The 24421-nt window shown below is 68.1% G+C and carries 21 protein-coding genes; 14 read left to right on the top strand and 7 right to left on the bottom strand.

Annotated features, from left to right (window positions below):
• Positions 1 to 91 precede the first annotated feature (91 nt).
• Both C9E82_RS15740 and C9E82_RS15735 read left to right on the top strand, forming a co-directional pair.
• Positions 92 to 1276: an efflux RND transporter periplasmic adaptor subunit gene (locus C9E82_RS15740; protein ID WP_119897561.1), complete on the top strand. Its 1185-nt coding sequence runs from the start codon at positions 92 to 94 to the stop codon at positions 1274 to 1276.
• A complete protein-coding gene (locus C9E82_RS15735; protein WP_119897536.1) occupies positions 1273 to 4329 on the top strand; it encodes an efflux RND transporter permease subunit in 3057 nt (1018 codons plus the stop codon). Before C9E82_RS15740 ends, C9E82_RS15735 begins: the two co-directional genes overlap by 4 nt.
• 110 nt (positions 4330 to 4439) lie before the next feature.
• On the opposite strand, the gene C9E82_RS15730 is transcribed toward C9E82_RS15735, so the two are convergent.
• The 6 genes from C9E82_RS15730 to C9E82_RS15705 all read right to left on the bottom strand — a co-directional run bounded on the left by C9E82_RS15730 (position 4440) and on the right by C9E82_RS15705 (position 10170).
• Positions 4440 to 5729, bottom strand: coding sequence for a pyruvate dehydrogenase complex dihydrolipoamide acetyltransferase (locus tag C9E82_RS15730; RefSeq protein WP_119897535.1), 1290 nt, complete (start codon positions 5727 to 5729; stop codon positions 4440 to 4442).
• 13 nt (positions 5730 to 5742) lie between these two features.
• Positions 5743 to 7119, bottom strand: coding sequence for a pyruvate dehydrogenase complex E1 component subunit beta (locus C9E82_RS15725; RefSeq protein WP_119897534.1), 1377 nt, complete (start codon positions 7117 to 7119; stop codon positions 5743 to 5745).
• 15 nt (positions 7120 to 7134) lie between these two features.
• On the bottom strand, positions 7135 to 8169 hold the full coding sequence (gene pdhA, locus C9E82_RS15720; RefSeq protein ID WP_119897533.1) for a pyruvate dehydrogenase (acetyl-transferring) E1 component subunit alpha: 1035 nt from the start codon (positions 8167 to 8169) through the stop codon (positions 7135 to 7137).
• A gap of 119 nt (positions 8170 to 8288) precedes the next feature.
• Complete coding sequence (locus C9E82_RS15715) at positions 8289 to 8582, bottom strand: FtsB family cell division protein (protein ID WP_119897532.1); 294 nt, start codon at positions 8580 to 8582, stop codon at positions 8289 to 8291.
• Positions 8583 to 8653: 71 nt separating this feature from the next.
• Entirely contained in the window at positions 8654 to 9433 is a 780-nt protein-coding gene (gene rlmJ, locus C9E82_RS15710; protein WP_119897531.1) for a 23S rRNA (adenine(2030)-N(6))-methyltransferase RlmJ, read from the bottom strand.
• A gap of 512 nt (positions 9434 to 9945) precedes the next feature.
• On the bottom strand, positions 9946 to 10170 hold the full coding sequence (locus C9E82_RS15705) for a DUF1127 domain-containing protein (protein WP_240643486.1): 225 nt from the start codon (positions 10168 to 10170) through the stop codon (positions 9946 to 9948).
• Positions 10171 to 10506: 336 nt separating this feature from the next.
• Here C9E82_RS15705 and C9E82_RS15700 point away from each other — a divergent pair, with 336 nt between their 5' ends.
• The 9 genes from C9E82_RS15700 (at position 10507) to murD (ending at position 21377) form a co-directional block, all read left to right on the top strand.
• On the top strand, positions 10507 to 11607 hold the full coding sequence (locus tag C9E82_RS15700; protein ID WP_119897530.1) for an Mrp/NBP35 family ATP-binding protein: 1101 nt from the start codon (positions 10507 to 10509) through the stop codon (positions 11605 to 11607).
• Between the two features lie 659 nt (positions 11608 to 12266).
• On the top strand, positions 12267 to 12785 hold the full coding sequence (locus C9E82_RS15695) for a division/cell wall cluster transcriptional repressor MraZ (protein ID WP_170162035.1): 519 nt from the start codon (positions 12267 to 12269) through the stop codon (positions 12783 to 12785).
• 4 nt (positions 12786 to 12789) lie between these two features.
• A complete protein-coding gene (gene rsmH / locus C9E82_RS15690) occupies positions 12790 to 13758 on the top strand; it encodes a 16S rRNA (cytosine(1402)-N(4))-methyltransferase RsmH (RefSeq protein ID WP_119897528.1) in 969 nt (322 codons plus the stop codon).
• Positions 13758 to 14093: a cell division protein FtsL gene (ftsL, locus tag C9E82_RS15685; RefSeq protein ID WP_119897527.1), complete on the top strand. Its 336-nt coding sequence runs from the start codon at positions 13758 to 13760 to the stop codon at positions 14091 to 14093. Before rsmH ends, ftsL begins: the two co-directional genes overlap by 1 nt.
• Entirely contained in the window at positions 14090 to 15919 is a 1830-nt protein-coding gene (locus C9E82_RS15680; RefSeq protein ID WP_122449321.1) for a peptidoglycan D,D-transpeptidase FtsI family protein, read from the top strand. The genes ftsL and C9E82_RS15680 overlap by 4 nt, the downstream gene beginning before the upstream one ends.
• A gap of 11 nt (positions 15920 to 15930) precedes the next feature.
• Complete coding sequence (locus tag C9E82_RS15675; RefSeq protein ID WP_420849813.1) at positions 15931 to 17415, top strand: UDP-N-acetylmuramoyl-L-alanyl-D-glutamate--2,6-diaminopimelate ligase; 1485 nt, start codon at positions 15931 to 15933, stop codon at positions 17413 to 17415.
• Positions 17412 to 18782 (top strand): UDP-N-acetylmuramoyl-tripeptide--D-alanyl-D-alanine ligase, encoded by a 1371-nt coding sequence (locus C9E82_RS15670; protein WP_119897524.1) that lies wholly within the window; start codon positions 17412 to 17414, stop codon positions 18780 to 18782. The genes C9E82_RS15675 and C9E82_RS15670 overlap by 4 nt, the downstream gene beginning before the upstream one ends.
• A gap of 31 nt (positions 18783 to 18813) precedes the next feature.
• On the top strand, positions 18814 to 19896 hold the full coding sequence (mraY, locus tag C9E82_RS15665; protein ID WP_119897523.1) for a phospho-N-acetylmuramoyl-pentapeptide-transferase: 1083 nt from the start codon (positions 18814 to 18816) through the stop codon (positions 19894 to 19896).
• A 77-nt stretch (positions 19897 to 19973) separates the two neighbouring features.
• Positions 19974 to 21377, top strand: a complete 1404-nt coding sequence (gene murD, locus C9E82_RS15660) for a UDP-N-acetylmuramoyl-L-alanine--D-glutamate ligase (RefSeq protein WP_119897522.1) — start codon at positions 19974 to 19976, stop codon at positions 21375 to 21377.
• 68 nt (positions 21378 to 21445) lie between these two features.
• Here murD and C9E82_RS15655 read toward each other — a convergent pair whose 3' ends face one another.
• Positions 21446 to 22231, bottom strand: a complete 786-nt coding sequence (locus tag C9E82_RS15655; protein WP_119901203.1) for an enoyl-CoA hydratase — start codon at positions 22229 to 22231, stop codon at positions 21446 to 21448.
• A 57-nt stretch (positions 22232 to 22288) separates the two neighbouring features.
• Here C9E82_RS15655 and C9E82_RS15650 point away from each other — a divergent pair, with 57 nt between their 5' ends.
• From C9E82_RS15650 to rpsI, 3 genes are all read left to right on the top strand, one after another.
• A complete protein-coding gene (locus C9E82_RS15650; RefSeq protein ID WP_119901204.1) occupies positions 22289 to 22708 on the top strand; it encodes a PaaI family thioesterase in 420 nt (139 codons plus the stop codon).
• Positions 22709 to 22862: 154 nt separating this feature from the next.
• Complete coding sequence (gene rplM, locus C9E82_RS15645) at positions 22863 to 23327, top strand: 50S ribosomal protein L13 (RefSeq protein ID WP_119901205.1); 465 nt, start codon at positions 22863 to 22865, stop codon at positions 23325 to 23327.
• A gap of 2 nt (positions 23328 to 23329) precedes the next feature.
• Positions 23330 to 23821 (top strand): 30S ribosomal protein S9, encoded by a 492-nt coding sequence (rpsI, locus tag C9E82_RS15640; protein WP_119901206.1) that lies wholly within the window; start codon positions 23330 to 23332, stop codon positions 23819 to 23821.
• Positions 23822 to 24421: the final 600 nt, after the last annotated feature.

Below are 24421 nucleotides of genomic sequence, written 5' to 3'. Positions count from 1 at the left end.
AGGTGCCGCCTGCGGGCGCCCTGCAGGATTGTTGGCGGCAGCCGCTTTGACTATGTTCGGCGGGCTGACGATCACAAATTCAGGCGGTTGCATGCGCGCCCTGTTCTCTTTCCTCGTCGCAGCCGGGCTGGCCCTGTCGGCCTTCGCCGAAGACGCAGCCCCGGCCGAGGACAGCGGCCGGGCGATTCCGGCGGTGACGCTGGCCACGGCCCGGATCGCCGAGATGCAGGCGCGGGTGCCCGTCTCGGGCACCCTGGTCGCGCGCCAGCCGGTGCAGATCTTCCCGCAGGTTTCCGGCTATGAGATCACCGAAATCCTGGTCGAGGCCGGCGACACGGTCGAGAAGGGCGCGGTCCTGGCGCGGCTGGACAGCGAGACCCTGTCGGCCCTTTTGGCCCAGGCCGAGGCCGAGTATCAGCGCGCCGAGGCCGGCGTCAGCCAGGCGCAAAGCGCCATCGACGCCACCGCGGCGGCGCTGACCCAGGCCGAGACCAGCCTGCGGCGGATGCGGCAGCTGCGCGAAAGCGGCAATGTCTCGCAGGCGGTGCTGGACGAGGCGGTCGCCGCCGAGGCCGCGGCGCGGGCCGAGGCGGCGTCGGCGGCGGACGGGGTGGGCGTGGCGCGCGCGGCGCTGGCCCTGGCCGAGGCCTCGCGGCGGGTGGCGCGGCTGAACATGCAGCGCGCCGAGATCGTGGCGCCGGTGGCCGGGCTGGTCTCGGCGCGCAATGCCGAACTGGGCGCGCTGTCGGGGGCGGGCTCCGAGCCGCTGTTCTCGCTGATCGCCGAGGGCAGCGTCGAATTGGCGGCCGAGGTCATCGAAACCGCGCTGCCGGGGCTTGCCGTGGGCGCCCCGGCGGAAATCAGCGTGGCCGGGCTGGGCCGGATCGAGGGCGAGGTGCGACTGGTCCCGGCCACCGTCGATCCGGTGACGCGGCTGGGGCTGGCGCGCATCGCGCTGGACCCCGATCCGCGCTTGCGCACCGGGCTGTTCGCCAGCGGCTGGGTCATCACCGCGCGGCGCCAATCGGTGGCGATTCCTGCCGGCGCGGTCCTGTCCGACAGCGGCGGCGACCGCGTGCAGGTGGTCGAGGACGGCGTGGTGCGCACCCGCGAGGTCCGGGCCGGCCTGTTGTGGGACGGCCAGCGCGAGATCCTGGAGGGGGTCGAGGAGGGCGAGACGGTGATCGCGCGGTCCGGCGCCTTCTTCCGCGAGGGCGACCGGGTGCGCGAGGCGGCGGCGGCACAGCAGGCGCCGGAACAGGCGGCCGATCCATGAATTTCGCGACCTGGTCGATCCGCAATCCGGTCCCGCCGCTGGCGATCTTCCTGGTCCTGCTGGTCATGGGCCTGCACAGCTTCAACCGGCTGGCGGTCACGGCGATGCCGAATATCGACCTGCCCATCGTCGAGGTCTCCATCGTCCAGCCCGGCGCCGCCCCGGCCGAGCTGATCAGCCAGATCATCCAGCCGATCGAGGACAGCATCGCCTCGGTCACCAATGTGCGCCATATCAGCTCGACCGCCTCGGACAGCGCGGCCACGATCACCGTCGAATTCGAGCTGGAGACCAACAGCGACCGCGCCGTCAACGACGTGAAGGACGCGGTGGCCAATGTCCGAGCGGAACTGCCCGACGGCATCGTCGAGCCGATCGTGCAGCGGCTGGACGTGACCGGCTATCCGATCCTGACCTATGCGGTCAGCGATCCCGGCCAGAGCATCGAGCAGCTGTCGAAATTCGTCGACGACGTGATCGGGCGCGAGCTGACCACGGTCAGCGGCGTGGCCAGGACCAACCGCATCGGCGGGGCCGAGCGGCAGATCAAGGTCGAGCTGGACCCCGACCGGCTGCTGGCCCACGGGCTGACCGCGGCCGAGATCTCGGAACAGCTTCGGGCGCGCAACATCAACATGGGCGGCGGGCGCGGCGACCTGGCGGGGACGGAATATTCGATCCGCACCCTGGGTTCGGCCGACACGGTCGAGGGGCTGGCCGCCACGCCGGTTTCCATCGCCGACGGCAGGGTGATCCGCCTGGACCAGTTGGGCGAGGTGATCGACGGCGCCAGCGAGGAACGCAGCTTCGCGCTGCTGGACGGCCAACCGGTGGTGGCCTTCGGGGTCTGGCGCGCCACCGGAGCCTCGGATCTCAGCGCGGGCGACGGCGTCAAGGAGCGGCTGGAGGAGCTGCGGCAGCGATACCCGGACGTGACGATCAGCCTGATCGACGATGCCACGACCTATACCGCCTCCAGCTATCACAGCGCGATGGAGACGCTGTATGAGGGCGCGGCGCTGGCGGTGATCGTGGTGTTCCTGTTCCTGCGCAACTGGCGCGCCACGCTGGTCGCCGCGGTCGCGCTGCCCCTGTCGATCATCCCGACCTTCTTCGTCATGCACTGGCTGGGCTTCACCCTGAACGGGATCAGCCTCTTGGGCATCACGCTGGTGACGGGCATCCTGGTCGATGACGCCATCGTCGAGATCGAGAACATCGTGCGCCATATCGGCATGGGCTCGCCCCCCTACGAGGCGGCCGAGGAAGCGGCGAACGAGATCGGCCTGACCGTCATCGCGATCAGCTTTTCCATCGTGGCGGTCTTCGCCCCGGTCAGCTTCATGGGCGGCATCGCCGGGCAGTATTTCAAGCAGTTCGGCCTGACGGTCGCGGTCTCGGTCCTGTTCTCGCTGCTGGTGGCGCGGATCATCACGCCGATGATGGCCGCCTATCTGATGCGCGGCAAGGTTCTACCCGAGCATGTGAAGGACGGCTTCGTCATGCGCCGGCTGATGGCGGTCGTGCGCTGGACCATGCGCCATCGCGGGCTGACGCTGCTGATGGGCGTCGGGATCTTCGCCGGCTCGATCTATTCGGCGACGCTGTTGCCGACGGAATTCATCCCGGCCTCGGATGTCGGCCGCAGCCAGATCCAGCTGGAGCTGCCGCCCGGCTCGACCATATCCGACACCGAGGATGCCGGCCGCCGCCTGACCCGGCAGATCGCCGAGACGCCCGAGGTGCAGTCGGTCTTCGTCTATAACGACGGCACGGACGTGACCGAGGCGCGGCTGATGATCAACTATGGCAAGAAGGAGACCCGCGAGAGGTCGCAATTCGTGCTGGAGGCCGAGTTGAAGGAGCGGCTGGCCGAGACGCCCGACCTGCGGATCAATTTCCAGAACGAGAATGGCGAGAACGACCTGTCGATCAGCGTGCTGGGCGAGACCGAAGAGGGCGCGGCGCTGGCCGCCGAGCGACTGGCCGCCGCGATGAGCCGCCTGCCGTCGCTGGAAAATGTTTCCAGTTCGGCCAACCTGCAGCGCCCCGAGATCCAGATCCGCCCGCGCGCCGACCTGGCCGCGCAGCTGGGCGTCTCGGCCAGCGACATGGCGGTGACGTTGCGGGTCGCGACGCTTGGCGCCGACGAGGCCGATCTGGCCAAGTTCAGCGCCGGGGACGAGCAGATCCCGATCGTGGTGCGGCTGAACCGCGAGGCGCGGGCCGATCTGATGGAGGTCCAGAACCTGCGCGTCCGCAGCGCCAATGGCCAGATCCCGCTGGTCTCGGTGGCCGATATCAGCCTGTCGGCGGGGGCGACCGAGATCGGGCGCTATGACCGGCAATATCGTACCACGGTCAGCGCCAACCTGGCCGATGGCGCGCTGTTGGGGCCGGTCAGCGCGCAGGTGACGCAATTGCAGGGCCAGATCGAGCTGCCGCCCGGCACCTCGATCCAGACGGCGGGGGACGCCGAGATCATGGGCGAGGTCTTCGAGGCCTTCGGCACGGCGATGGGGGCGGGGATCCTGCTGGTCTATGTCGTGCTGGTGCTGCTGTTCCACAACTTCGTCACGCCGATCTCGATCCTCCTGTCGCTGCCCCTGGCCATCGGCGGGGCGATCCTGGCGCTGTTCGTCACCGGCCATTCGATCAGCATGGCGGTGGTGATCGGCTTCCTGATGCTGATGGGGATCGTCACCAAGAACTCGATCATGCTGGTGGAATTCGCATTGGCGGCGATGGAGGCGGGCACGCCGAAGCGTGAGGCGATCCTGGACGCGGTCCACAAGCGCGCCCGGCCCATCGTCATGACCACCATCGCGATGAGTGCGGGCATGGTGCCCTCGGCGCTTGCCACCGGCGAGGGGGGCGAGTTCCGCGCGCCGATGGCCATCGCGGTGATCGGCGGGCTGGCCCTGTCCACGGTGCTGTCGCTGCTGTTCGTGCCCTCGCTGTTCTCGCTGATCCATGGCGGCACGTCGCGGCTGGGGGGCTGGCTGGGCCGCCGCGTGGGGCTGAACCGGCCGCGCGAACTGCCGGCCGAATAGGCTTGCGGCCCGCGATGCGCTTTGGGGTATTTGGACAACGAAGAAGCGGCGGGGCGTGAAAAAAAGGGGGCCGCGCGGCCCCCTTGCTGTCGGTATCGGCTGCCCGGGGATCAGGCCAGCATGCCCATCGGGTTTTCCAGATGGGCGACGATGGCCGCCAGAAGCTGGGCGCCGAGCGCGCCGTCGATGACGCGGTGATCGACCGAGAGGGTCATCGACATGACGTTGCGGATGACCACCTCGTCGCCCTCGACCACCGGGGTCTTGATGCCCGCGCCGACGGCCAGGATCGCGCCATGGGGCGGGTTGATGACCGCGTCGAAATTCTCGATCCCGAACATGCCGAGATTCGAGATGGCGAAGCTGCCGCCCTGGTATTCGTGGGGCGCGAGCTTCTTCGACTTGGCGCGGCCCGCCAGGTCCTTCATCTCGGCCGAGAGCGCCGAGAGGGTCTTTTGCTGCGCGTCCTTCAGCACCGGGGTGAAGAGGCCGCCCTCGACCGCGACGGCGACGGCCACGTCCGAGGGTTTCAGCTTCAGGATCCGGTCGCCGGCCCAGACGGCATTCGCATCCGGCACTTCTTGCAGGGCCAGGGCGCAGGCCTTGATGATGAAGTCGTTGACGCTGAGCTTCACGCCGCGGCCTTCCAGCTGCTTGTTCAGGGTCGCGCGGAACTTCATCAGCTCGTCCAGCCTGGCCGAGCGGCGCAGGTAGAAATGCGGGATGGTCTGCTTGGCCTCGCCCAGCCGCGCGGCGATGGTGCGGCGCATCCCGTCCAGCGCGACTTCCTCGGTCTGGCGGTCGGCATAGATCTTGAGGATGGTTTCAGCGGAGGGGCCGGCGGGCGCGGCGGCGGCCGGGGCCGGCGCGGCTTTCGGCGCATCGGCGGCGGGCTTGGCCGCGCCGGGTTTCGCGCCCTCGACATCCGCCTTGACGATCCGGCCCCGCGGGCCCGAGCCCTTGACCGAGGCGAGGTCGATGCCCTTTTCCGCCGCGATGCGCCGCGCCAGCGGCGAGGCGAAGATGCGCCCGCCATCGGCCGATCTCGGTGCGGCCGGGGCAGGGGTTGCCGCAGCCGGGGCGGCCTCGGCTTTCGGCGCCTCGGGCTTGGCCTCCGCCTTGGGGGCCGGCGCCGCGCCGATGTCGTCGGCGCTTTCGCCGTCTTCCAGCAGCACCGCGATGAGCGTGTTGACCTTCACCCCCGCCGAGCCCTCGGCGACCAGGATCTTGCCCATCGTGCCCTCGTCGACGGCCTCGAACTCCATCGTCGCCTTGTCGGTCTCGATCTCGGCGATGATGTCGCCGGATTTGACCTCGTCGCCTTCCTTCACCAGCCATTTGGCCAGCGTGCCTTCCTCCATCGTCGGAGACAGCGCGGGCATCAGGATTTCTGTCGGCATCTCGCTTATCCCCTTATTTGTAGGTGACTTTCTTCACCGCCTCGACCACTTCGGCGGCGGTGATCAGGGCGTGTTTCTCAAGATTGGCGGCATAGGGCATCGGCACGTCCTTGCCGGTGCAGTTGATCACCGGGGCGTCGAGGTAATCGAACGCGTTCTCCATGATATGGGCCGAGACATGGTTGCCGATCGAGGCGACGGGGAAGCCTTCCTCGACCGTCACGCAGCGGTTGGTCTTCTTCACCGATTCGAGGATCGTGCCGTAATCCAGCGGGCGCAGGGTGCGCAGGTCGATCACCTCGGCCTCGATGCCCTCGCCGGCCAGCTTGTCGGCGGCCTCCAGCGCATGGGCCATGCCGATGCCGAAGCTGACGATCGTCACGTCGCGGCCCGCCCGCGCGATGCGGGCCTTGCCGAAGGGGATGGTGAAATCCTCGAGATCCGGGACCTCGAAGCTGCGGCCGTAGAGGATCTCGTTTTCCAGGAAGATCACCGGGTTCGGATCGCGGATCGCCTGTTTCAGCAACCCCTTCGCATCGGCCGCCGAATAGGGCATGACCACCTTCAGGCCGGGGATCTGGGCATACCAGGCGGCATAGTCCTGGCTGTGCTGCGCCCCCACGCGGGCGGCGGCGCCGTTCGGGCCGCGGAACACGATCGGGCAGCCCATCTGGCCGCCGGACATGTAGAGCGTCTTGGCGGCCGAGTTGATGATGTGGTCGATCGCCTGCATGGCGAAGTTGAAGGTCATGAACTCGACGATGGGGCGCAGCCCGGCCAGCGCGGCGCCGGTGCCGATGCCGGCGAAGCCGATCTCGGAAATCGGGGTGTCGACCACGCGGCGGGGGCCGAACTTGTCCAGCAGGCCCTGCGAGATCTTGTAGGCGCCCTGGTATTCGCCGACTTCCTCGCCCATCAGGAAGACCGTCTCGTCGCGGGCCATTTCCTCTTCCATGGCCTCGCGCAGGGCCTCGCGCACGGTCATCGACTTCATCTTGGTGCCTTCCGGCCAGTCGGGGCTGCGGTCGGGCTCGGGGGTCCTGACCTCCTCGACGGCCGAGGCTGCGGGGGCCTCTGCCTGTTCGGCGGGCTTCTCGCCATCATCTGCCTTGGCAGGGGCGGGGGCCTTGATGTCGTCGGCGCTTTCGCCTTCCTCGACCAGCACGGCGATGGGGGTGTTGACCTTCACGCCCTGGGTGCCCTCGTCGATCAGGATCTTGCCGAGGATGCCCTCGTCCACCGCCTCGAACTCCATCGTCGCCTTGTCGGTCTCGATCTCGGCGATGATGTCGCCGGCCTTGACCTCGTCGCCTTCCTTCTTCAGCCATTTCGCCAGCGTGCCTTCCTCCATGGTCGGCGACAGGGCGGGCATCAGGATTTCGGTAGCCATTCGTTCAACCCTCCCTCAGGCGTGTTCTTCGGCGCTGCCCTGCGGCAGGTCTTCGGCATAGATGTCGGTCCACAGCTCTTCCAGAGCGGGCTCGGGGCTGTCCTTGGCGAATTCGGCCGATTCGTTCACGACTTCCTTGATCTCCTTGTCGATGGCCTTCAGCTCGTCTTCCGAGGCGTGCTTGCCCTGCAGGATCAGCTCGCGCACATGTTCGATGGCGTCGCGTTCGTCGCGCATCTTCTGCACCTCCTCGCGGGTGCGGTATTTCGCCGGGTCGGACATCGAGTGGCCGCGATAGCGATAGGTCATCACCTCGAGGATGTAGGGACCCTTGCCGGCGCGGCAGTGGGCCACGGCCTTTTCACCCGCGGCCTTGACGGCCAGCACGTCCATGCCGTCCACCTGTTCGCCGGGGATGCCGAAGGCCTCGCCCCGGCCGAAGAGCGTCGTGGATTTCGTGGAGCGCTTGACCGAGGTGCCCATCGCATACTGGTTGTTCTCGATCACGAAGACCACCGGCAGGTCCCACAGCTCGGCCATGTTGTAGGTCTCGTAGACCTGGCCCTGGTTGGCCGCGCCGTCGCCGAAATAGGTGAAGGTGACGTTGTCGTTGCCCAGATACTTGTCGGCGAAGGCAAGCCCCGCCCCCAGCGGCACCTGCGCGGCGACGATGCCGTGGCCGCCATAGAAATGCTTCTCGCGGCTGAACATGTGCATCGAGCCGCCCTTGCCCTTGGAATAGCCGCCCTCGCGGCCGGTCAGCTCGGCCATGACGCCCTTGGGGTCCATGCCGCAGGCCAGCATGTGGCCGTGGTCGCGATAGCTGGTGATGCGCTTGTCGCCTTCCTTGGCGCAGGCTTCCAGCCCGACCACGACGGCTTCCTGACCGATATAGAGGTGGCAGAAACCGCCGATCAGGCCCATCCCGTAAAGCTGGCCGGCCTTTTCCTCGAACCGGCGGATCAACAGCATGTCGCGATAGTATTGGAGCAGCTCGTCCTTGGATGTGTTGGACGGCGCCTCCTTACTGGCGGCGGGTTTTCTGGCCATGCGGGCTCTCCTCCTCGATGCGTGTCGGGATAGTTCAGCGTTAAACTATCCCTAGCGCATCACCATGGAAGGCGCAATCCGCGACTTGGGCGGCCGGCAGGCGGGCGCAAAAGGCCCTGTCAGCGCAGGATGACCTCGTCGGTGCGGATCATTCCCAGCACCTCGCGGGCGCGTTCGTCCAGCAGGTCCAGGTCCAGGTAATCGTCCGACAGGCGGCGCGTCAGGTTGCGCATCTCGTCGACCTCGGCCTTCAGCCTGTCGCGTTCGGCCTGAAGCTCGGCGGTCTCGGATTCGATCTGCACCCGGCGCAGGATGCCCGAGGGGCCCTGCACGGCGGCGAAGGCGAAATACAGCCCCAGCAGGAAGGTCAGAACGAAGAAGACGATTGTGCCGATCGAGAAGCGCTGTGCCATATGTCCTGCCAGATTTTTGCCGGCGATCATGCCACAGGCGGCGGGGCAGGGGAATCCCGGAAGCGCGGCGCTCAGGCGCGGTCGCGGAAGATCGCCCCCAGCCGGGCGGCCTCTTCGGCCAGGCCCCAGGGCGGGTTGAGGACGAACATGCCCGACCCCGTCATCGAATGGCCCGCGCGGGCGGGCGGAAAGGCGACCTCGGACAGCAGCGCCTCGGGATGGGCGTCCTGCAGGGCGCCGATCATCGGGCGGTGGCGGGCATCGGTCAGGACCGGATACCACAGCGCGATCACGCCCACGTTCCACTTGCGGGCGATCTGGCCGACGAAGCGCGGCAGGGCGGCGTAATCCGCCTTTACCTCGAAGCTGGGATCGATCAGCAACATGCCCCGGCGCGGCTGCGGCGGGCAGACGGCCTGCGCCATGGCGAAGCCGTCCTGGTGGTGGATCGTCGCGAAGGGGGCATTGCGGGTCAGGGCCGTGTGTTCGGCCGGGTGCAGTTCCGCCAGATGCGCCGAATCGCCGGGGCGCAGGAAATGCGCGGCGACCAGCGGCGATCCGGGATAGGCGTCCGGCCCATGCGCCGCCCGGACGGCGGCCAGCGCGCGCAGCAGCGGATGGCCCGCGGGCAGCCAGGATTCGGCTTCGGCCCGCAGGATGCCGGCCTCGGCCTCGCCGGTCTTGCGGGCCTCGGCCCCGCGCAGGTGATAGAGCCCGCGCCCGGCATGGGTCTCCAGATAGCTGAGCGGCTTTTGCTTCCCGGTCAGATAGTCCAGCGCCGCCGCCAGCAGGGCGTGCTTGTGCAGGTCTGCCAGGTTCCCGGCGTGATAGGCGTGCTGATAGCTGAGCATGGACAAAGCCATAGCCCCAAGCGGACCGGACGGAAAGATCGCATCGCTGGAAAAGGAAACGCGGCGGCGCCCAGGGAGGAGGAGGGGCGCCGCCGCTCAACGCTGGCCCAGGGAGGAGGAGGGGCCGCGTATGGGGTGCGGCAAGGGCCGGGAGGAGGAGAGGCCGTTGCCGCTTGCGGCTGCCCTGGGAGGAGGAGAGGGGCGCCGCATCGGGTTGCCGCGAACAGGGCGGCTATGGGGTGCGGTGCAGCCAGGGAGGAGGAGAGGCTTCACCGCTGACGACAGGCTCGGGAGGGAGGAGGAGAGAGCCGGTCGTGTGCTGTGCCGCAATTGGGGCGGCTATGTTTTCGCGGCGGCCTCTGGGAGGAGGAACGAGGCCGCCGCCTGCGATCGGGACCCTGGGAGGAGGAGTGGGTCCGTCTCGGTCCTTTGGGCGGCACCCTCCGGGGAGGAGGAGAGGAGGGTGCCGCCAGATCCCGCCCGGGAGGAGGAGGGGGCGGGAAAGCGAATTCTTACTTCGAGCCCCAGGCCGCTTCGCGGGCCAGGCTGGGGATCATCGAGCGGCTGATGCCGAGGTCGTTCAGATCCCGTGCAGTCAGGGCGTTCAGTTCGCGGACCGTCTGGCGATAGACGGCGCGACGCGCCCGGTTTTCCTGCATCCGCTGAATCGCGCTCAGCAGGCGGCCGCGCAGGCCGGATTCGGCGGCGACAACATTTGCCTGGGCGATGACAGCCATTTCCGTATTCCTTTCACATCTCATCTTCCGCACCGTTCCCGGATGGCCCGGCGCTGTGAGACAAAGATGGCCCTGATGCTGCGTTTGCACAACGCCTGTTTCAGTAATGCTGCCATGCAGCAATCGCATGACTGGTGCTGACCTATTCATCTGTTTGTTACTGAATTATTAACAGAAAATTGTGCAGCATTTTCCGTTAGCGATCACGGAAAACGGGTGATTCCCCTGTGTTTGAAAGCGTTTGTCAGGACTGCGGCGCGCTGTCGCATGGGGGTGGTTGTGGCCGCGTCGCGCATGCTCCATGCTGCTTGCGACGCAAGTAGCAAGGCCCATGACATGACTGTGACGCGCGAAGTTGCCCTTGGGGAAATCTCGGACATTGCCCTGCCGGGCGGTCAAACCCTTGGCCAGGCGGATATCGTCCGTGCGCTGGTGATCGATGGCGGCACCATCCGATTCGTGCTGGAAGTCGCCAGCGCCGAGGCCGCCCGCGCGCTGGCCCCGGTCGAGGAAGAGGCGCGCCGCCGGCTGCTGGCGCTGCCCGGCATCGAGAAGGTGCAAATCGTGACCACCGCCGCGGCCGGGGCCGCGCCCGCGCGGGCATCAGGCGCGCCGGGCGGACAGGGCGAGGCGCCCTCGCTGAAGGTCGGCCGCCATGCGACGCCGCAGGCCGGGCCGCAGCCGATTCCCGGCGTCAGGAACATCATCGCCATCGGTTCGGGCAAGGGCGGGGTCGGGAAATCCACCGTGACCTCGAACCTGGCGGTGGCGCTGGCGCGGGCGGGGCGGCGGGTCGGGCTGCTGGACGCCGATATATACGGTCCCTCGCAGCCGCGCATGATGGGGGTCTCGGCGCGCCCGGCCAGCCCCGACGGCCAGCGGATCGAGCCCCTGCAGGCGCATGGCGTCACCATGATGTCGATCGGGCTGATGCTGAAGGAGGGCGAGGCGGTCGTCTGGCGCGGCCCGATGCTGATGGGCGCGATGCAGCAATTGCTGCAGCAGGTGATGTGGGGGGAACTGGACGTTCTGCTGATCGACCTGCCGCCCGGCACCGGCGACGTACAGTTGAGCCTGTGCCAGAAGGCGGCGGTGACCGGGGCGATCATCGTCTCGACCCCGCAGGATGTCGCGCTTCTGGACGCGCGCCGCGCCATCGACATGTTCGCCAAGCTGAAGACCCCGGTCCTGGGGCTGGTCGAGAACATGTCGGTCTATGTCTGCCCCAATTGCGGCCACGAGGCGCATCTGTTCGGCCAGGGCGGCGTGCGCGCCGAGGCCGAGGCGATGGGCGCGCCGCTGCTGGCCGAGATCCCGCTGCAGCTGGACGTCCGTATCGCCGCGGATTCGGGCCGGCCCATCGCCCTGGAACAGGGCGCGGCGGCCGACGCCTATGCCGCTCTGGCGCGCAAGCTGATCGAGCGCGGCCTGGCCTGAGGCGTCGGGTCCGGGCGGGGAACGGGGCGGCGGACGGGAATTCACGGGACGGCAGGGATTTCATGGGAATGCCCCAGGGCGCGTGCCGGCTGCTGCTGCGCCTTCTGTCTCGGGATCGTGATTCGCCGTGATTCGAACGGTCTAATCCATGAACATGAGGAATGGCTGAAGGTTTTTGAGCGATGTCCCGCTTAGCGGGCCGCCGAAACTGGGATTTTCTGCCACAGTCGGGTGCGACTATATCTTGTGGTTGTGCGCGGCACATTTACCAATAATTGCGGAATCAGGTCGATCCCGGCCATTTTGTGACAGAATCTGAACCGTTCCGCCCGGAAATAATGGCGCCCGCTGCCGCAGAATACCGTTGCTTCCCTTGAATTCCCATGCCACAACAAGATCACGAAAGCGGGCAGTGCAAGGGGCGACAAGACCCCACGAAGGCGAAGCAGGCTTCATACAGGCACCCGTTTTCCAAATCGACCCGGCCGCGTGTGCGAGCAGCACCTCCCCCAGGTGGCACGCGACGGCAAAGGGCAACCCCGCAATGACGGGGCCCAGACATGGGAACGAGGGCGGCGGATCGGGCAGTGGCAGCGGCCCGATCCGCCTTTTCTCTTTCGGGCGGGCGGAAGAGCCGGGACAGTGAGGGCGGGCGCAGGGTGGCGCGGAAATTCAGAGGCACCGAAACCGTCAAGGTCGATGGCAAGGGTCGCATGTCGATCCCGGCCCGGCTGCGTCGCGTTTTCGATGCCGGCGATCCGGGCTTCGCCGCCGGCAATACCGGCCGCACCCAGCTTGTCGCCGTCTATGGCCCCGACTGGTGGAACTGGATCGAGCTTTATACCATCGAGGCCATCGAGGAAATCGACGAACAGATCGACCGGCTGACCCGCGGCAGCAAGGAGCGCCGCTGGCTGGAACAGCTGATGAACGGCCAGTCGATGGACCTGGAGATCGACCGCGAGGGCCGGCTGGTCCTGCCGCAGAAGCTGCGGGAAAAGCTGGGACTGGACAGCGGGGTTGAGACGGTCTTCGCCTCGCATGGCGACTATATCAAGGTCTATCTGCCGGAATCGCCGCCCCGCGACATCGAGGAGCTGGAGGAATACGCCGCCTCGAAGGGGCCGGGCTTCGACCCGCGCGAATTCCTGAGCGACGGCGCGGAAGACGGGGAATAGGGCGATGGCGGACCCGCATATCCCCGTCCTGCTGAAGCCGCTTCTCAGGGCGGTCGCACCCGTTTCGGGCACATGGCTGGACGGCACCTTCGGCGCGGGCGGCTATGCGCGCGGGCTGCTGGAGGCCGGCGCGGAGCGGGTGATCGGCATCGACCGCGATCCGATGGTGCTGCAGATGGCCTCGGCCTGGGCCGGGCAATATGGCGACCGGCTGCGGCTGGTGGGCGGCACGTTTTCCGACCTGGACGAACTGGCGGGCGAGCCGCTGGACGGCGTGGTGCTGGACCTGGGCGTCAGCTCGATGCAGCTGGACCTGGCCGAGCGCGGCTTTTCCTTCCTGCGCGACGGTCCGCTGGACATGCGCATGGGCCAGGACGGGCCCTCGGCCGCCGATCTGCTGAACCGGGCCGACGAGGCGCTGATCGCCGATGTCCTCTATCACTATGGCGAGGAACGCGCGTCGCGGCGCATCGCGCGGGCCATCGTGGCGGCGCGGCCGCTTTCCCGCACCTCGGAGCTGGCCGAGATCGTGGCCTCGTGCCTGCCCCGCGCCAAGCCGGGCCAGAGCCATCCGGCCACCCGCAGCTTCCAGGCGATCCGCATCTGGGTGAATGACGAATTCCGCCAGCTGGTCGAGGGCCTGTCGGCGGCCGAGCGCGCGCTGAAGCCGGGCGGCAGGCTGGCCGTGGTCAGCTTCCATTCGCTGGAGGACCGGATCGTCAAGCGCTTCATGCAGGCGCGGTCGAACAGCGCCGGGGGCGGCAGCCGCTATGCGCCGCAGGCCGTGCAGGCGCCCGCCGCCTTCACGCTGCCCTTCCGCCGCGCCATCGGCCCCGACCCCGAGGAAATGGCGGCCAATCCCCGCGCGCGATCGGCGCTGCTGCGCGTGGCGATCCGCACCGATGCCCCGGCCGCCGCCGTGGGCGATGCCGCGCTGGCCATGCCGCGCCTGCCCGGACAGGAGGACCGCTGATGCGCACGCTGACCTTCCTGGGCTGCATCCTGGTCGTCATGGGGCTGGCCTTCTGGGCCTATCGCGAGAATTACCGCACCCAGGCCTCGATCAGCGAGATGGCGCAGGTCCAGCGAGAGATCGCGCTGCTGCGCGACGATCTGGGCGTCTTGCGCGCCGAATGGTCCTATCTGAACCGCCCGGCGCGGCTGCGCGAACTGGTCGACCTGAATTTCGACCGCCTGCAGCTGGTCCCGCTGGAAGCGGGGCAGACCGTCGACCTGGGCAATATCGATTATCCCGCCCCACCGCCGCCGCCCGCGGCCGAAGGCGAAACCGAGGAGCAACAGCCATGATCCGCACCCCCCTGCGCCCCCTGGCCCGCATCCTTCGCGCCCGCGAACGGGGCGAGAATCCCGACGATATCGAGGCCGAGAACCGCCGCCTGCGGCATGAACGCATCCAGGAACGCGCGCAGAACCGTTCCGGCGTGCGGGTCGTGCTGATGGCCAGCTGCTTCATCCTTGCCTTCGGCACGGTGGGCGTGCGCATGGGGATGCTGGCCTCGTCCGAACCCAGCGAGCCGCGCTCTCAGGTGCTGAGCGCGCAGATCATGTCGCAGCGCGCCGACATCACCGACCGGCACGGGCGGGTGCTGGCGACGAACCTGCTGACCCATTCGGTCTATGCCCATCCGCACCAGATGGTCGATCCGGTGGGGGCGGCGAAGGGGCTGGCGCGGATCTTTCCCGACCTGGAGGAGGAGCGGCTGATCCGCGACTTCACGGGCGACCGCAAGTTCATGTGGATCAAGCGCAAGATCAGCCCCGAGCAGATGCAGGCCGTCCATGACATCGGCGAGCCGGGCCTGCTGTTCGGCCCGCGCGAGATGCGCGTCTATCCCAACGGCCATATCGCCAGCCATATCCTGGGCGGCTCGGGCTTCGGCAACGAGGGCGTCAGCAGCGCCGAGGTGGTCGGCGTCGCGGGCGTCGAGAAGGCCTTCGACGGCTGGCTGCGCGATCCCGCGAACGAGGGGGCGCCGCTGGCGCTGTCGATCGACCTGGCCGTGCAATCGGCGATGGAGGAGGTCCTGGCCTCGGGCATGAAGGTGATGAATGCCAAGGGCGCCGGCGGCATCCTGCTGGAGATCGCCACCGGCGAGATCGTCGCCATGACCAGCCTGCCGGATTTCGATCCCAACGACCGGCCGCGGCCGCTGCTGACGGGCGATCCCTCGGACAGCCCGCTGTTCAACCGCATCGTGCAGGGGCAATACGAGCTGGGTTCCACCTTCAAGATCTTCCCGGTGGCGCAGGCGCTGGACCTGGGGCTGATCAATCCCAACAGCGGCATCAATACCCGCACACCGATGCAGATCGGCAAGTATCGCATCAACGACTTCTCGAATTACGGGCCGCAGCTTTCGGCCACCGACGTGATCGTGAAATCCTCGAACGTGGGCACGGTGCGCATCGCCCAGATGGTCGGGGTCGAGCGGCAGCGGGAATTCCTGCGCGACCTGGGCTTCTTCGACCCGACCGAGATCGAGATGGTCGAGGCTCCGACCGGCAAGCCCCTGGTGCCGACCCGCTGGCCTGCGGTGACCGCCGCCACGGTGTCCTTCGGCCACGGCCTTGCCGCCAGCCCGCTGCACCTGGCCGCCGCCTATGCGACCATCGCCAATGGCGGCAGGAAGGTGACGCCGACGCTGGTCCATGGCCGCCAGCGCCCCGAGGGCGAGCAGGTCCTGTCCACCAGCGCCGCTAACATGGCGGTCAGCATGTTGCGCCAGGTGGTCACGCGCGGCACCGGCCGCACGGCCGAGATCGCGGGTTTCGAGATCGCCGGCAAGACCGGCACGGCCGATAAGCCGCGCCCCGGCGGCGGCTATTACCGCGACCGCAACGTGGCGACCTTCGCCTCGGTCTTTCCGGCCAGCAATCCGCAATATGTGCTGATCGTGACGATGGACGAACCCTCGGTGCGCGGCCTTGCCGGCGAAAGCCGCACCGCGGGCGCCACCGCCGTGCCGGTCGCCGCCGAACTGGTCCGCCGCCTTGCGCCGCTGATCGGCCTGGAGCCGAAAACCGACGAAATCCTGCCGACCATCGCGCCGCGCTTCCAGCCCCGTGTTGAACCGCCCGCGCCCGATGAGATAAAGCTCGTCGCAAATCAATGACGGGTGGCATGGTGGGGCAAGGCGCAAAGAAGCTGTCGCAACTGGGATTTCGGGCACGGGACGGGCGCGACCCGCAGATCACCGGCCTGTCGCTGGACAGCCGGACGGTGAAGCCGGGGCATCTGTTCGCCGCGCTGCCGGGTTCGGCCCTGCATGGGGCGGAATTCATTCCCTATGCGCTGCGGATGGATGCCGCCGCCGTGCTGACCGACCGCGCCGGCGCCGAGATGGCGGCCGAGGCGCTGTCGGGCTGGGAGGGCGCGCTGATCGTGGCCGAGGACCCGCGCGCCGCGCTGGCCGGCGCCGCCGCCCTGTGGTTCGAGGCCCAGCCCGCCCATGTGGTCGCCGTCACCGGCACCTCGGGCAAGACCTCGGTGGCCAGCTTCACCCGGCAGATCTGGCAGGCGCTGGGGCACAAGGCGATCAGCCTGGGCACGATGGGGGTCGAGGGCGATTTCCACGCCCGGCTGGCCCATACGACGCCCGATCCGCTGACCTTGCACCGCATCCTGGCCGAGGCCGCGGGCGCGGACGTGACCCATGCCGCGATGGAGGCCTCCAGCCACGGGCTGGACCAGCGCAGGCTGGACGGCGTCAGCGTCGAGGCCGCGGCCTTCACTAATTTCAGCCAGGATCACCTGGACTATCACGCGGGCTTCGACGAATATTTCGCGGCCAAGGCGCTGCTTTTCAACCATATCCTGGACGAAGGCGCGGCTGCCGTCGTCAATGTCGACAGCGAGCGCGGCCGCCAGATGGCCGATATCGCCCGCGACCGCGGGCTGGTGCTGACCACCGTCGGCACGGGCCCCGAGGCCGATCTGCGCATCCTGGGGCAACGCTATGACGCGACCGGGCAGGATTTGCGCTTCTTCGCGCTGGGGCGGGCGCATCTGGTCCGGCTGCCGCTGATCGGCGGCTTCCAGGCCGAGAACGTGCTGGCGGCGGCGGGGCTTGCCATGGGCGCGGGCGACGATCCCGAACAGGTCCTGGCGGTGCTGCCGCAGCTGGAGACCGTGCGCGGCCGGATGCAGCTGGTCGCGCAGCGCGAGAACGGTGCGGCGGTCTTCGTCGATTACGCTCACAAGCCCGGCGCGCTGATTGCCGCGCTGGGGTCGCTGCGCCCGCATGTGATGGGCCGCATCGTCGTGGTCTTCGGCGCGGGCGGCGACCGCGACCGGGGCAAGCGGCTGCTGATGGGGCAGGCGGCGCGCGATTTCGCCGACGTGGTGATCGTCACCGACGACAATCCCCGCTCCGAGGATCCCGCCGCGATCCGGGCCGAAATCATGGCCGGGGCCGGGCCGGACGCGACCGAGGTTGCCGACCGGGCCGAGGCGATCCTGCGCGGCGTCGATGCGCTGCAGCCGGGCGACGCGCTGCTGATCGCCGGCAAGGGGCATGAGACCGGCCAGATCGTCGGGCAGGACGTCTATCCCTTCGATGATGCCGAACAGGCCTCGGTGGCCGTCGCCGCGCTGGACGGCCGGATATGAGCCTCTGGACCGCAGCCGACGCCGCCGCCGCGACCGGCGGGCGCGCGCAGGGCGACTGGGAGGCGACGGGCGTCTCGATCGACAGCCGCACGATCCGGCAGGGCGATCTGTTCGTGGCGCTGCAGGCGGCGCGGGACGGGCATGATTTCGTGGCCCAGGCGCTGGAGCGGGGCGCAAGCGCCGCGCTGGTCAGCCGCATCCCCGAGGGCGTGGCCCATGACGCGCCGCTGCTGATCGTGCCCGACGTGCTGCGCGGGCTGGAGGATCTGGGCCGCGCCGGCCGCGCCCGGACGCAGGCCAAGGTGATCGCGATCACCGGCTCGGTGGGCAAGACCTCGACCAAGGACATGGCGCGGGTGGCGCTGGCCGGCCAGGGGCGCATCCACGCGGCCGAGGCCAGCTACAACAACCATTGGGGCGTGCCGCTGACCTTGGCGCGGATGCCGCGCCACACCGATTTCGCCATCGTGGAGATCGGCATGAACCATCCGGGCGAGATCGCGCCCCTGTCGCGCATGGCCCGCCCGCATGTCGCCCTGATCACCACCATCGCCGCCGCCCATCTGGAGGCTTTCGACGGCCTCGACGGCATCGCCCGCGAAAAGGGCGCGATCTTCCAGGGGTTGCAGCCGGTCGGCACGGCGGTCATCCCCGAGGACCTGCCGGTCACGCAGATCCTGCGCGACTGCGCCGATGCGGCCGGCGCGATCGTCCTGGGCTTCGGCCAGCACGGCATGGCGCGGCTGGCCCAGGCGAAGCCTGTGGATGGCGCGCTGGCCTGCCGCGCGCGGATCACCGGCGAGACGGTCGATTTCACGCTGCAGACCACCGGCGCGCATTTCGCGATGAACGCGGTGGGCGTGCTGGCCGCGCTGGGTGCCGCCGGGGCGGACCTGCGCGAGGCGGGCAGGCGCCTGGGCGACTGGCAGCCCCCCAAGGGCCGCGGCGCGGTCGAGGACCTGGGCGCCATCCGCCTGATCGACGACGCCTTCAACGCCAACCCGGCCTCGCTGGCCGCCGGGCTTGCGACCCTTGCCGGGCTGGAGGGGGGGCGCCGCGTCGCCATCCTGGGCGACATGCTGGAACTGGGCCCGGACGAGCTGGCGCTGCATCGCGCTGTCGCCACTGACCCCGCCATGGACCGCATCGACCTGGTCCATGCCGCCGGCCCCCGGATGCGCCACCTTCACGACGCGCTGCCGCCGGCGAAACGCGGGCTCTGGGCCCAGACCGCCGCCGAACTGGCCGACCAGGCCGCACATCTTGCCCGACCGGGCGACATCATTTTGATCAAGGGCTCCAAATCGTCGCTGATCTCGACGGTGGTTGACGCCCTGCGCAAATCCTTGCAGACACCCACGCCTTGACGGGGCACGCCTTGAAACGAGGGATTGACGAATGCTCTATTGGCTGAGCGGCCTTTCCGAGGGGGGCGACCTCTTCAACCTGTTTCGCTACATCACCTTCCGGGCGGGTGCGGCATTCTTCACGGCGCTGATCTTCGGCTTCATCTTCGGGCGTCCCCTGATCGACTTCCTGCGCCGCAAGCAGAAGCGCGGCCAGCCGATCCGTGACGACGGGCCGGAGGGCCATTTCGTCAAGGCGGGCACCCCCACCATGGGCGGCATCCTGATCCTGTCGGCGCTGTTCGTCTCTACCCTGCTGTGGGCGCGGCTGGACAATGCCTATGTCTGGATCGTGCTGCTGGTGACGGCGGGCTTCGCCGCCATCGGCTTTGCAGACGACTATGCCAAGGTCAGCAAGCACAATACCAGGGGCGTGCCGGGCCGGGTGCGCATGGGGCTGGGACTGGCTCTGGCGCTGATCGCCAGCGGCTGGGCGATGTGGCTGCACCCCTCGGGGCTCAGCGGGCAACTGGCGCTGCCGGTCTTCAAGGACGCGCTGATCGGCCTTGGCATCTTCTTCATCCCCTTCGGGATGCTGGTCATCGTCGGTTCCGCCAATGCGGTGAACCTGACCGACGGGCTGGACGGGCTGGCGATCATGCCGGTGATGATCGCGGCCGGAACGCTCGGCGTCATCGCCTATACGGTCGGCCGGGTCGATTTCACCAACTACCTGGGCGTCCACCACGTCCCCGGCACGGGCGAGATCCTGGTCTTCATCGCCGCGCTGATCGGCGGGGGGCTGGGCTTCCTGTGGTACAACGCCCCGCCCGCGGCGGTCTTCATGGGCGATACCGGCAGCCTTGCCCTGGGCGGCGCGCTTGGCGCCATCGCGGTCGTCACCAAGCACGAGATCGTGCTGGCCATCGTCGGCGGCCTGTTCGTGGTCGAGGCGCTGTCGGTCATCATCCAGGTCCTCTATTTCAAGCGCACCGGCAAGCGCGTCTTTCTGATGGCGCCGATCCACCACCATTTCGAGAAGAAGGGCTGGGGCGAGGCGCAGATCGTGATCCGCTTCTGGATCATCGCCCTGGTGCTGGCGCTGATCGGCCTGGCGACGCTGAAGCTGCGCTAGTTCCTGCTTTGGTCTTCAAATATCCCGCGGGGGTCCGGGGGCGCGAAGCCCCCGGCGCTATCGGAAAGGTGCACCGCATGATCCCGGTCCAGGGTGTCGAAAACCAGAAGATCGCCGTTCTCGGCCTCGGGCGCTCGGGCCGGGCGACCGCAGCGGCGCTTGCCGCCGGGGGCGCGCAGGTCATAGCCTGGGACGATGGCGTCGACACGCGCGCGGCCGCCGAGGCCGAGGGATTGACGATCGTCGACCTGACCCGCGACGCGAACTGGCATGGCGTGACGGCGCTGATCACCTCGCCCGGCATCCCGCATCTCTACCCCCGGCCGCATCCGGTGATCGCGAAGGCCTGCGCGCTGGGTGTGCCGGTGGACAATGATATCGGGCTGTTCTTCCGCAGCTATGCCACCCCCGACTGGGAGGGGTTCGACTGCGCGCCCAAGGTGATCGCCGTGACCGGCTCGAACGGGAAATCGACCACCACGGCGCTGATCCACCATATCCTGCAGGAATGTGGCCGGCCGACGCAGATGGGTGGCAATATCGGCACCGGCGTGCTGTCGCTGGAGCCGGCGATCGACGGCGAGGTCGTGGTGCTGGAACTGTCCAGCTACCAGACCGACCTGGCCCGCGCACTGACGCCCGACGTCGCGGTCTTCACCAATCTTTCGCCCGATCACCTGGATCGCCATGGGGGCCTGGGCGGCTATTTCGCGGCCAAGCGCAGGCTGTTCGCCGAAGGTGGACCGGACCGCGCGGTGATCGGCGTCGACGAGCCCGAGGGGCTCTATCTGGCGGGACAGATGCAGATGGGTCCGGCGGATGATCGGGTGATCCGCGTCTCGGCCGGGCAGAAGCTGGACGGGCCGGGCTGGTCGGTCTTCGCGCGCAAGGGCTTTCTGTCCGAATACCGCAAGGGGCGGCAGGCGGCCTCGATCGACCTGCGCGAGGTGACCGGCCTGCCGGGCGCGCATAACCACCAGAACGCCTGCGCCGCCTATGCCGCCTGCCGCGCGGTCGGGCTGGCGCCGCGCCAGATCGAGGCGGCCTTCCACACATTCTCGGGCCTGCCGCATCGCAGCCAGACCGTGGCCGAGATCGGCGGGGTCCGCTATGTCAACGATTCGAAGGCGACCAATGTCGATGCGGCGGCGAAGGCTCTGCAGGCCTTCGAGCGGATCCGCTGGATCGCGGGCGGCATGGGCAAGGACGGCGGCATCTCTCTGCTGGCGCCGCATCTGGACCGGGTCAGCAAGGCCTATCTGATCGGCCATTCCGCCCGCGATTTCGCCCTGGAGCTTGGCGCCACGCCGCATGAGGTGGTGGGGACGATGGAGGAAGCCGTCGCCCGCGCCAGCGCCGAGGCCCAGCCGGGCGACACCGTGCTGCTGGCCCCCGCCGCGGCCAGTTTCGACCAGTATTCGAATTTCGAGAAACGCGGCGAGCATTTCGCTGCCTTGGTCGAGGCGCTGAAGGGCGGCTGAAGGCCGGGGGGCTGTCTGCCCCCCGGACCCCCCGAGGATATTTTCGCCAAGATGAAAGCGCGAAGGGTTCACGCCCAGTTGGGCGCGCGTTTTTCCAGGAAGGCGCGGATGCCTTCGTCGGTGTCGGGCAGCAGCATGTTCTCGCACATGACCTCGCCGGCGCAGGCATAGGCCTCGCCGAGGCCGAGGCGAAGCTGTTCGTGGAAGGCGCGCTTGCCCATGTGGACGGCGGCGGGCAGTTTCGCGGCGATGGTCCGGGCCAGCTCCATCGCGGCCTGCGGCAGGTCCTTGGCAGGCACGACGCGGTTGACGAGGCCCAGTTCCCGCGCGCGGTCCGCGGTGACGAATTCGCCGGTGGCCAGCATCTCGAAGGCGGCCCTGGGGGCGATGGCGCGGGTCAGCGCGACCATCGGCGTCGAGCAGAACAGCCCGATATTCACCCCGTTGACCCCGAAGCGCACGCCTTCGGCCGCCACCGCCAGGTCGCAGGAGGCGACCAGCTGGCAGCCGGCGGCGGTGGCGATGCCCTGCACCTCGGCGATGACCGGCTGGGGCAGGGCGGGGATCATCTGCATCATGCCCGCGCAGCGGCTGAACAGCTGCTCGAAGGCGGCGCGGCCGGCATCGTCATCGGCGCGCGCCGCCTGCATCTGCCGCAGGTCGTGGCCGGCCGAGAAGGCCTTGCCCGTCGCCGCCAGGATCACCGCCCGGACATGTTCGTCGGATTCGATCCGGCGGAAGGCGGCGGAGAGCGCGTCGATCATTTCCAGCGACAGGGCGTTGAAATTCGCCGGGCTGTTCAGCACCAGCCGCACGACATGGCCATGATCCTGGCGCAGTACCGGTTCTTGCATCTTGATCTCTCCTTCATTTGCCGGGAAGCGTAAGGCGCGACGAGGCAGGGGGGAAGCATGGAGATCGTCATGGATGCGGCGGCGCTGAACGGATTTCTGGCGCGCGAGTTTCCGCAGGTGGCCGGCAGCTATCGGGTCGAGCGCTCGGACGCGGCGGGGATCCTGGCGCGGCTGGCGGTGGACGAGGCGCATCTGCGTCCCGGCGGCACGGTCAGCGGGCCCTCGATGTTCGCCCTGGCCGACCTGGCGATCTATTGCGCGATCCTGGCGCGGATCGGGCCGGTGGCGCTGGCGGTGACGACCAATGCCTCGATCGACTTCATGCGCAAGCCCGCGGCGGGGCGCGACCTGCTGGCCGAATGCCGGCTGCTGAAGCTGGGCCGCGTGCTGGCCGTGGCCGAGGCGCTGATCTTTTCCGATGGCGGGCAGGATCCGGTGGCGCGCTGCTCGATGACCTATTCGATTCCGCCGAAATGACGGGATTTCGGGGCGCTGCGCCGGGGTATTCTGATACCTAAATCGTAGCGCGTTGAAATCGCGTATGAAATTCACGGGCGCTGCCCTTGACGGATCGCGGGGGATGCCGGATATACCGCCATCTCGAATTATCACGACCCTGAAGGGACGACAGATGAAGACCTATACCGCTAAACCGGCGGAGATCGAGAAGAAGTGGATCCTGATCGACGCCGAGGGCGTGGTTCTGGGCCGCCTTGCCACGATCGTCGCCAACCGCCTGCGCGGCAAGCACAAGCCGACCTTCACCCCGCATATGGACATGGGTGACAATGTCATCGTCATCAATGCCGACAAGGTGCAGATGACCGGCAACAAGCGCGACGACAAGAAATACTACTGGCATACCGGCCATCCGGGCGGCATCAAGCACCGCACCGCGCGCCAGATCCTGGAAGGCGCGCATCCCGAGCGCGTCGTGGTCAAGGCCGTCGAGCGGATGATCAGCCGCAACAAGCTGGGCAAGCAGCAGATGACCCATCTGCGCGTCTATGCCGGGGCCGAGCACCCGCATGAGGCACAGCAGCCCGAAGTTCTGGACGTGAAGGTCCTGAACGCCAAGAACACCCGGAGCGCGTGATTATGGCCGAAGACATCAAAACTCTGGACGATCTGAAGTCGGCGGTTTCGGGCAGCGAGGCTGTCGTCGCCGAAACCGCGCCCCGGCGCGAAGCGCAGCGCGACGAGCTGGGCCGTTCCTATGCCACCGGCAAGCGCAAGGACGCGGTCGCCCGCGTCTGGGTCAAGCCGGGTTCGGGCAAGGTCACCGTGAACGGCAAGGACATCAACGAGTATTTCGCGCGCCCGGTGCTGCAGATGATCCTGCGCCAGCCCTTCGAGGTCGCGGGCGTGACCGGGCAATACGACGTGCAGGCCACCGTGAAGGGTGGCGGCCTGTCGGGCCAGGCGGGCGCCGTGAAGCACGGCATCAGCCAGGCGCTGCAGCTGCATGAGCCCAGCCTGCGCGCCGCGCTGAAGGCCGCCGGCTTCCTGACCCGCGATTCGCGCGTGGTCGAGCGGAAGAAATACGGCAAGGCGAAGGCCCGCCGCAGCTTCCAGTTCTCGAAACGCTGATCTGGCCGTCATGGCTTTCGGAAGGCGCGGCCCCCTGGGGTCGCGCCTTTTGCATTTGCGGCCAGGGCGATTCCCCGACTCGCCGGGGTCTTGCGCCGCCGAGGCCCGATTCCCCGGCGAGGCGCGGCGCCGAGTCGGGCGTTCTTCGGCGGGGCGGGTGGCGTGATTCCCGCCGGATTCGGGCAATCTCGACCATGTTCATGTGGTTTTCGGCCGGATCGCCGGTTTCCGGGCCGCGGGACTGTCATCCTTGTGTCGTCAATTTATCATTGTTTTACAGGTGGATGGAAGAAAATTTGCGCAAGGCGCGAATTTTCCCCTTGCAGGGCGCGGGTGTCATCCGTAAATACCGCTTCACCGAACGGCGGAGACGCTGAACGGGACGGAGAGACGGGCCGGATGGCTCGGAGCTTCGGAGAAAATTCGGGAATGAACGACCGGTAGGGGCGTCGCTAGAGAGGCGCATCTTCCGCGATTTTTTTCCTCTTGCTTTTTGACATTGATGTATCATTGAAGGGATATGCGGGCGGTTTGGTCGTTTTTCGACTGAGGAGTTTGCATATCGGCCTGGTAGCTTCGGCGATGATCCAGGTGTCAGCT

Origin of the sequence: Paracoccus sigandri (genome assembly GCF_003709565.1) — a bacterium.
Taxonomy (GTDB): domain Bacteria; phylum Pseudomonadota; class Alphaproteobacteria; order Rhodobacterales; family Rhodobacteraceae; genus Paracoccus; species Paracoccus siganidrum.
Note: the sequence above shows the minus strand (reverse complement) of the source record. Positions and strands in the feature narration are given on the sequence as shown.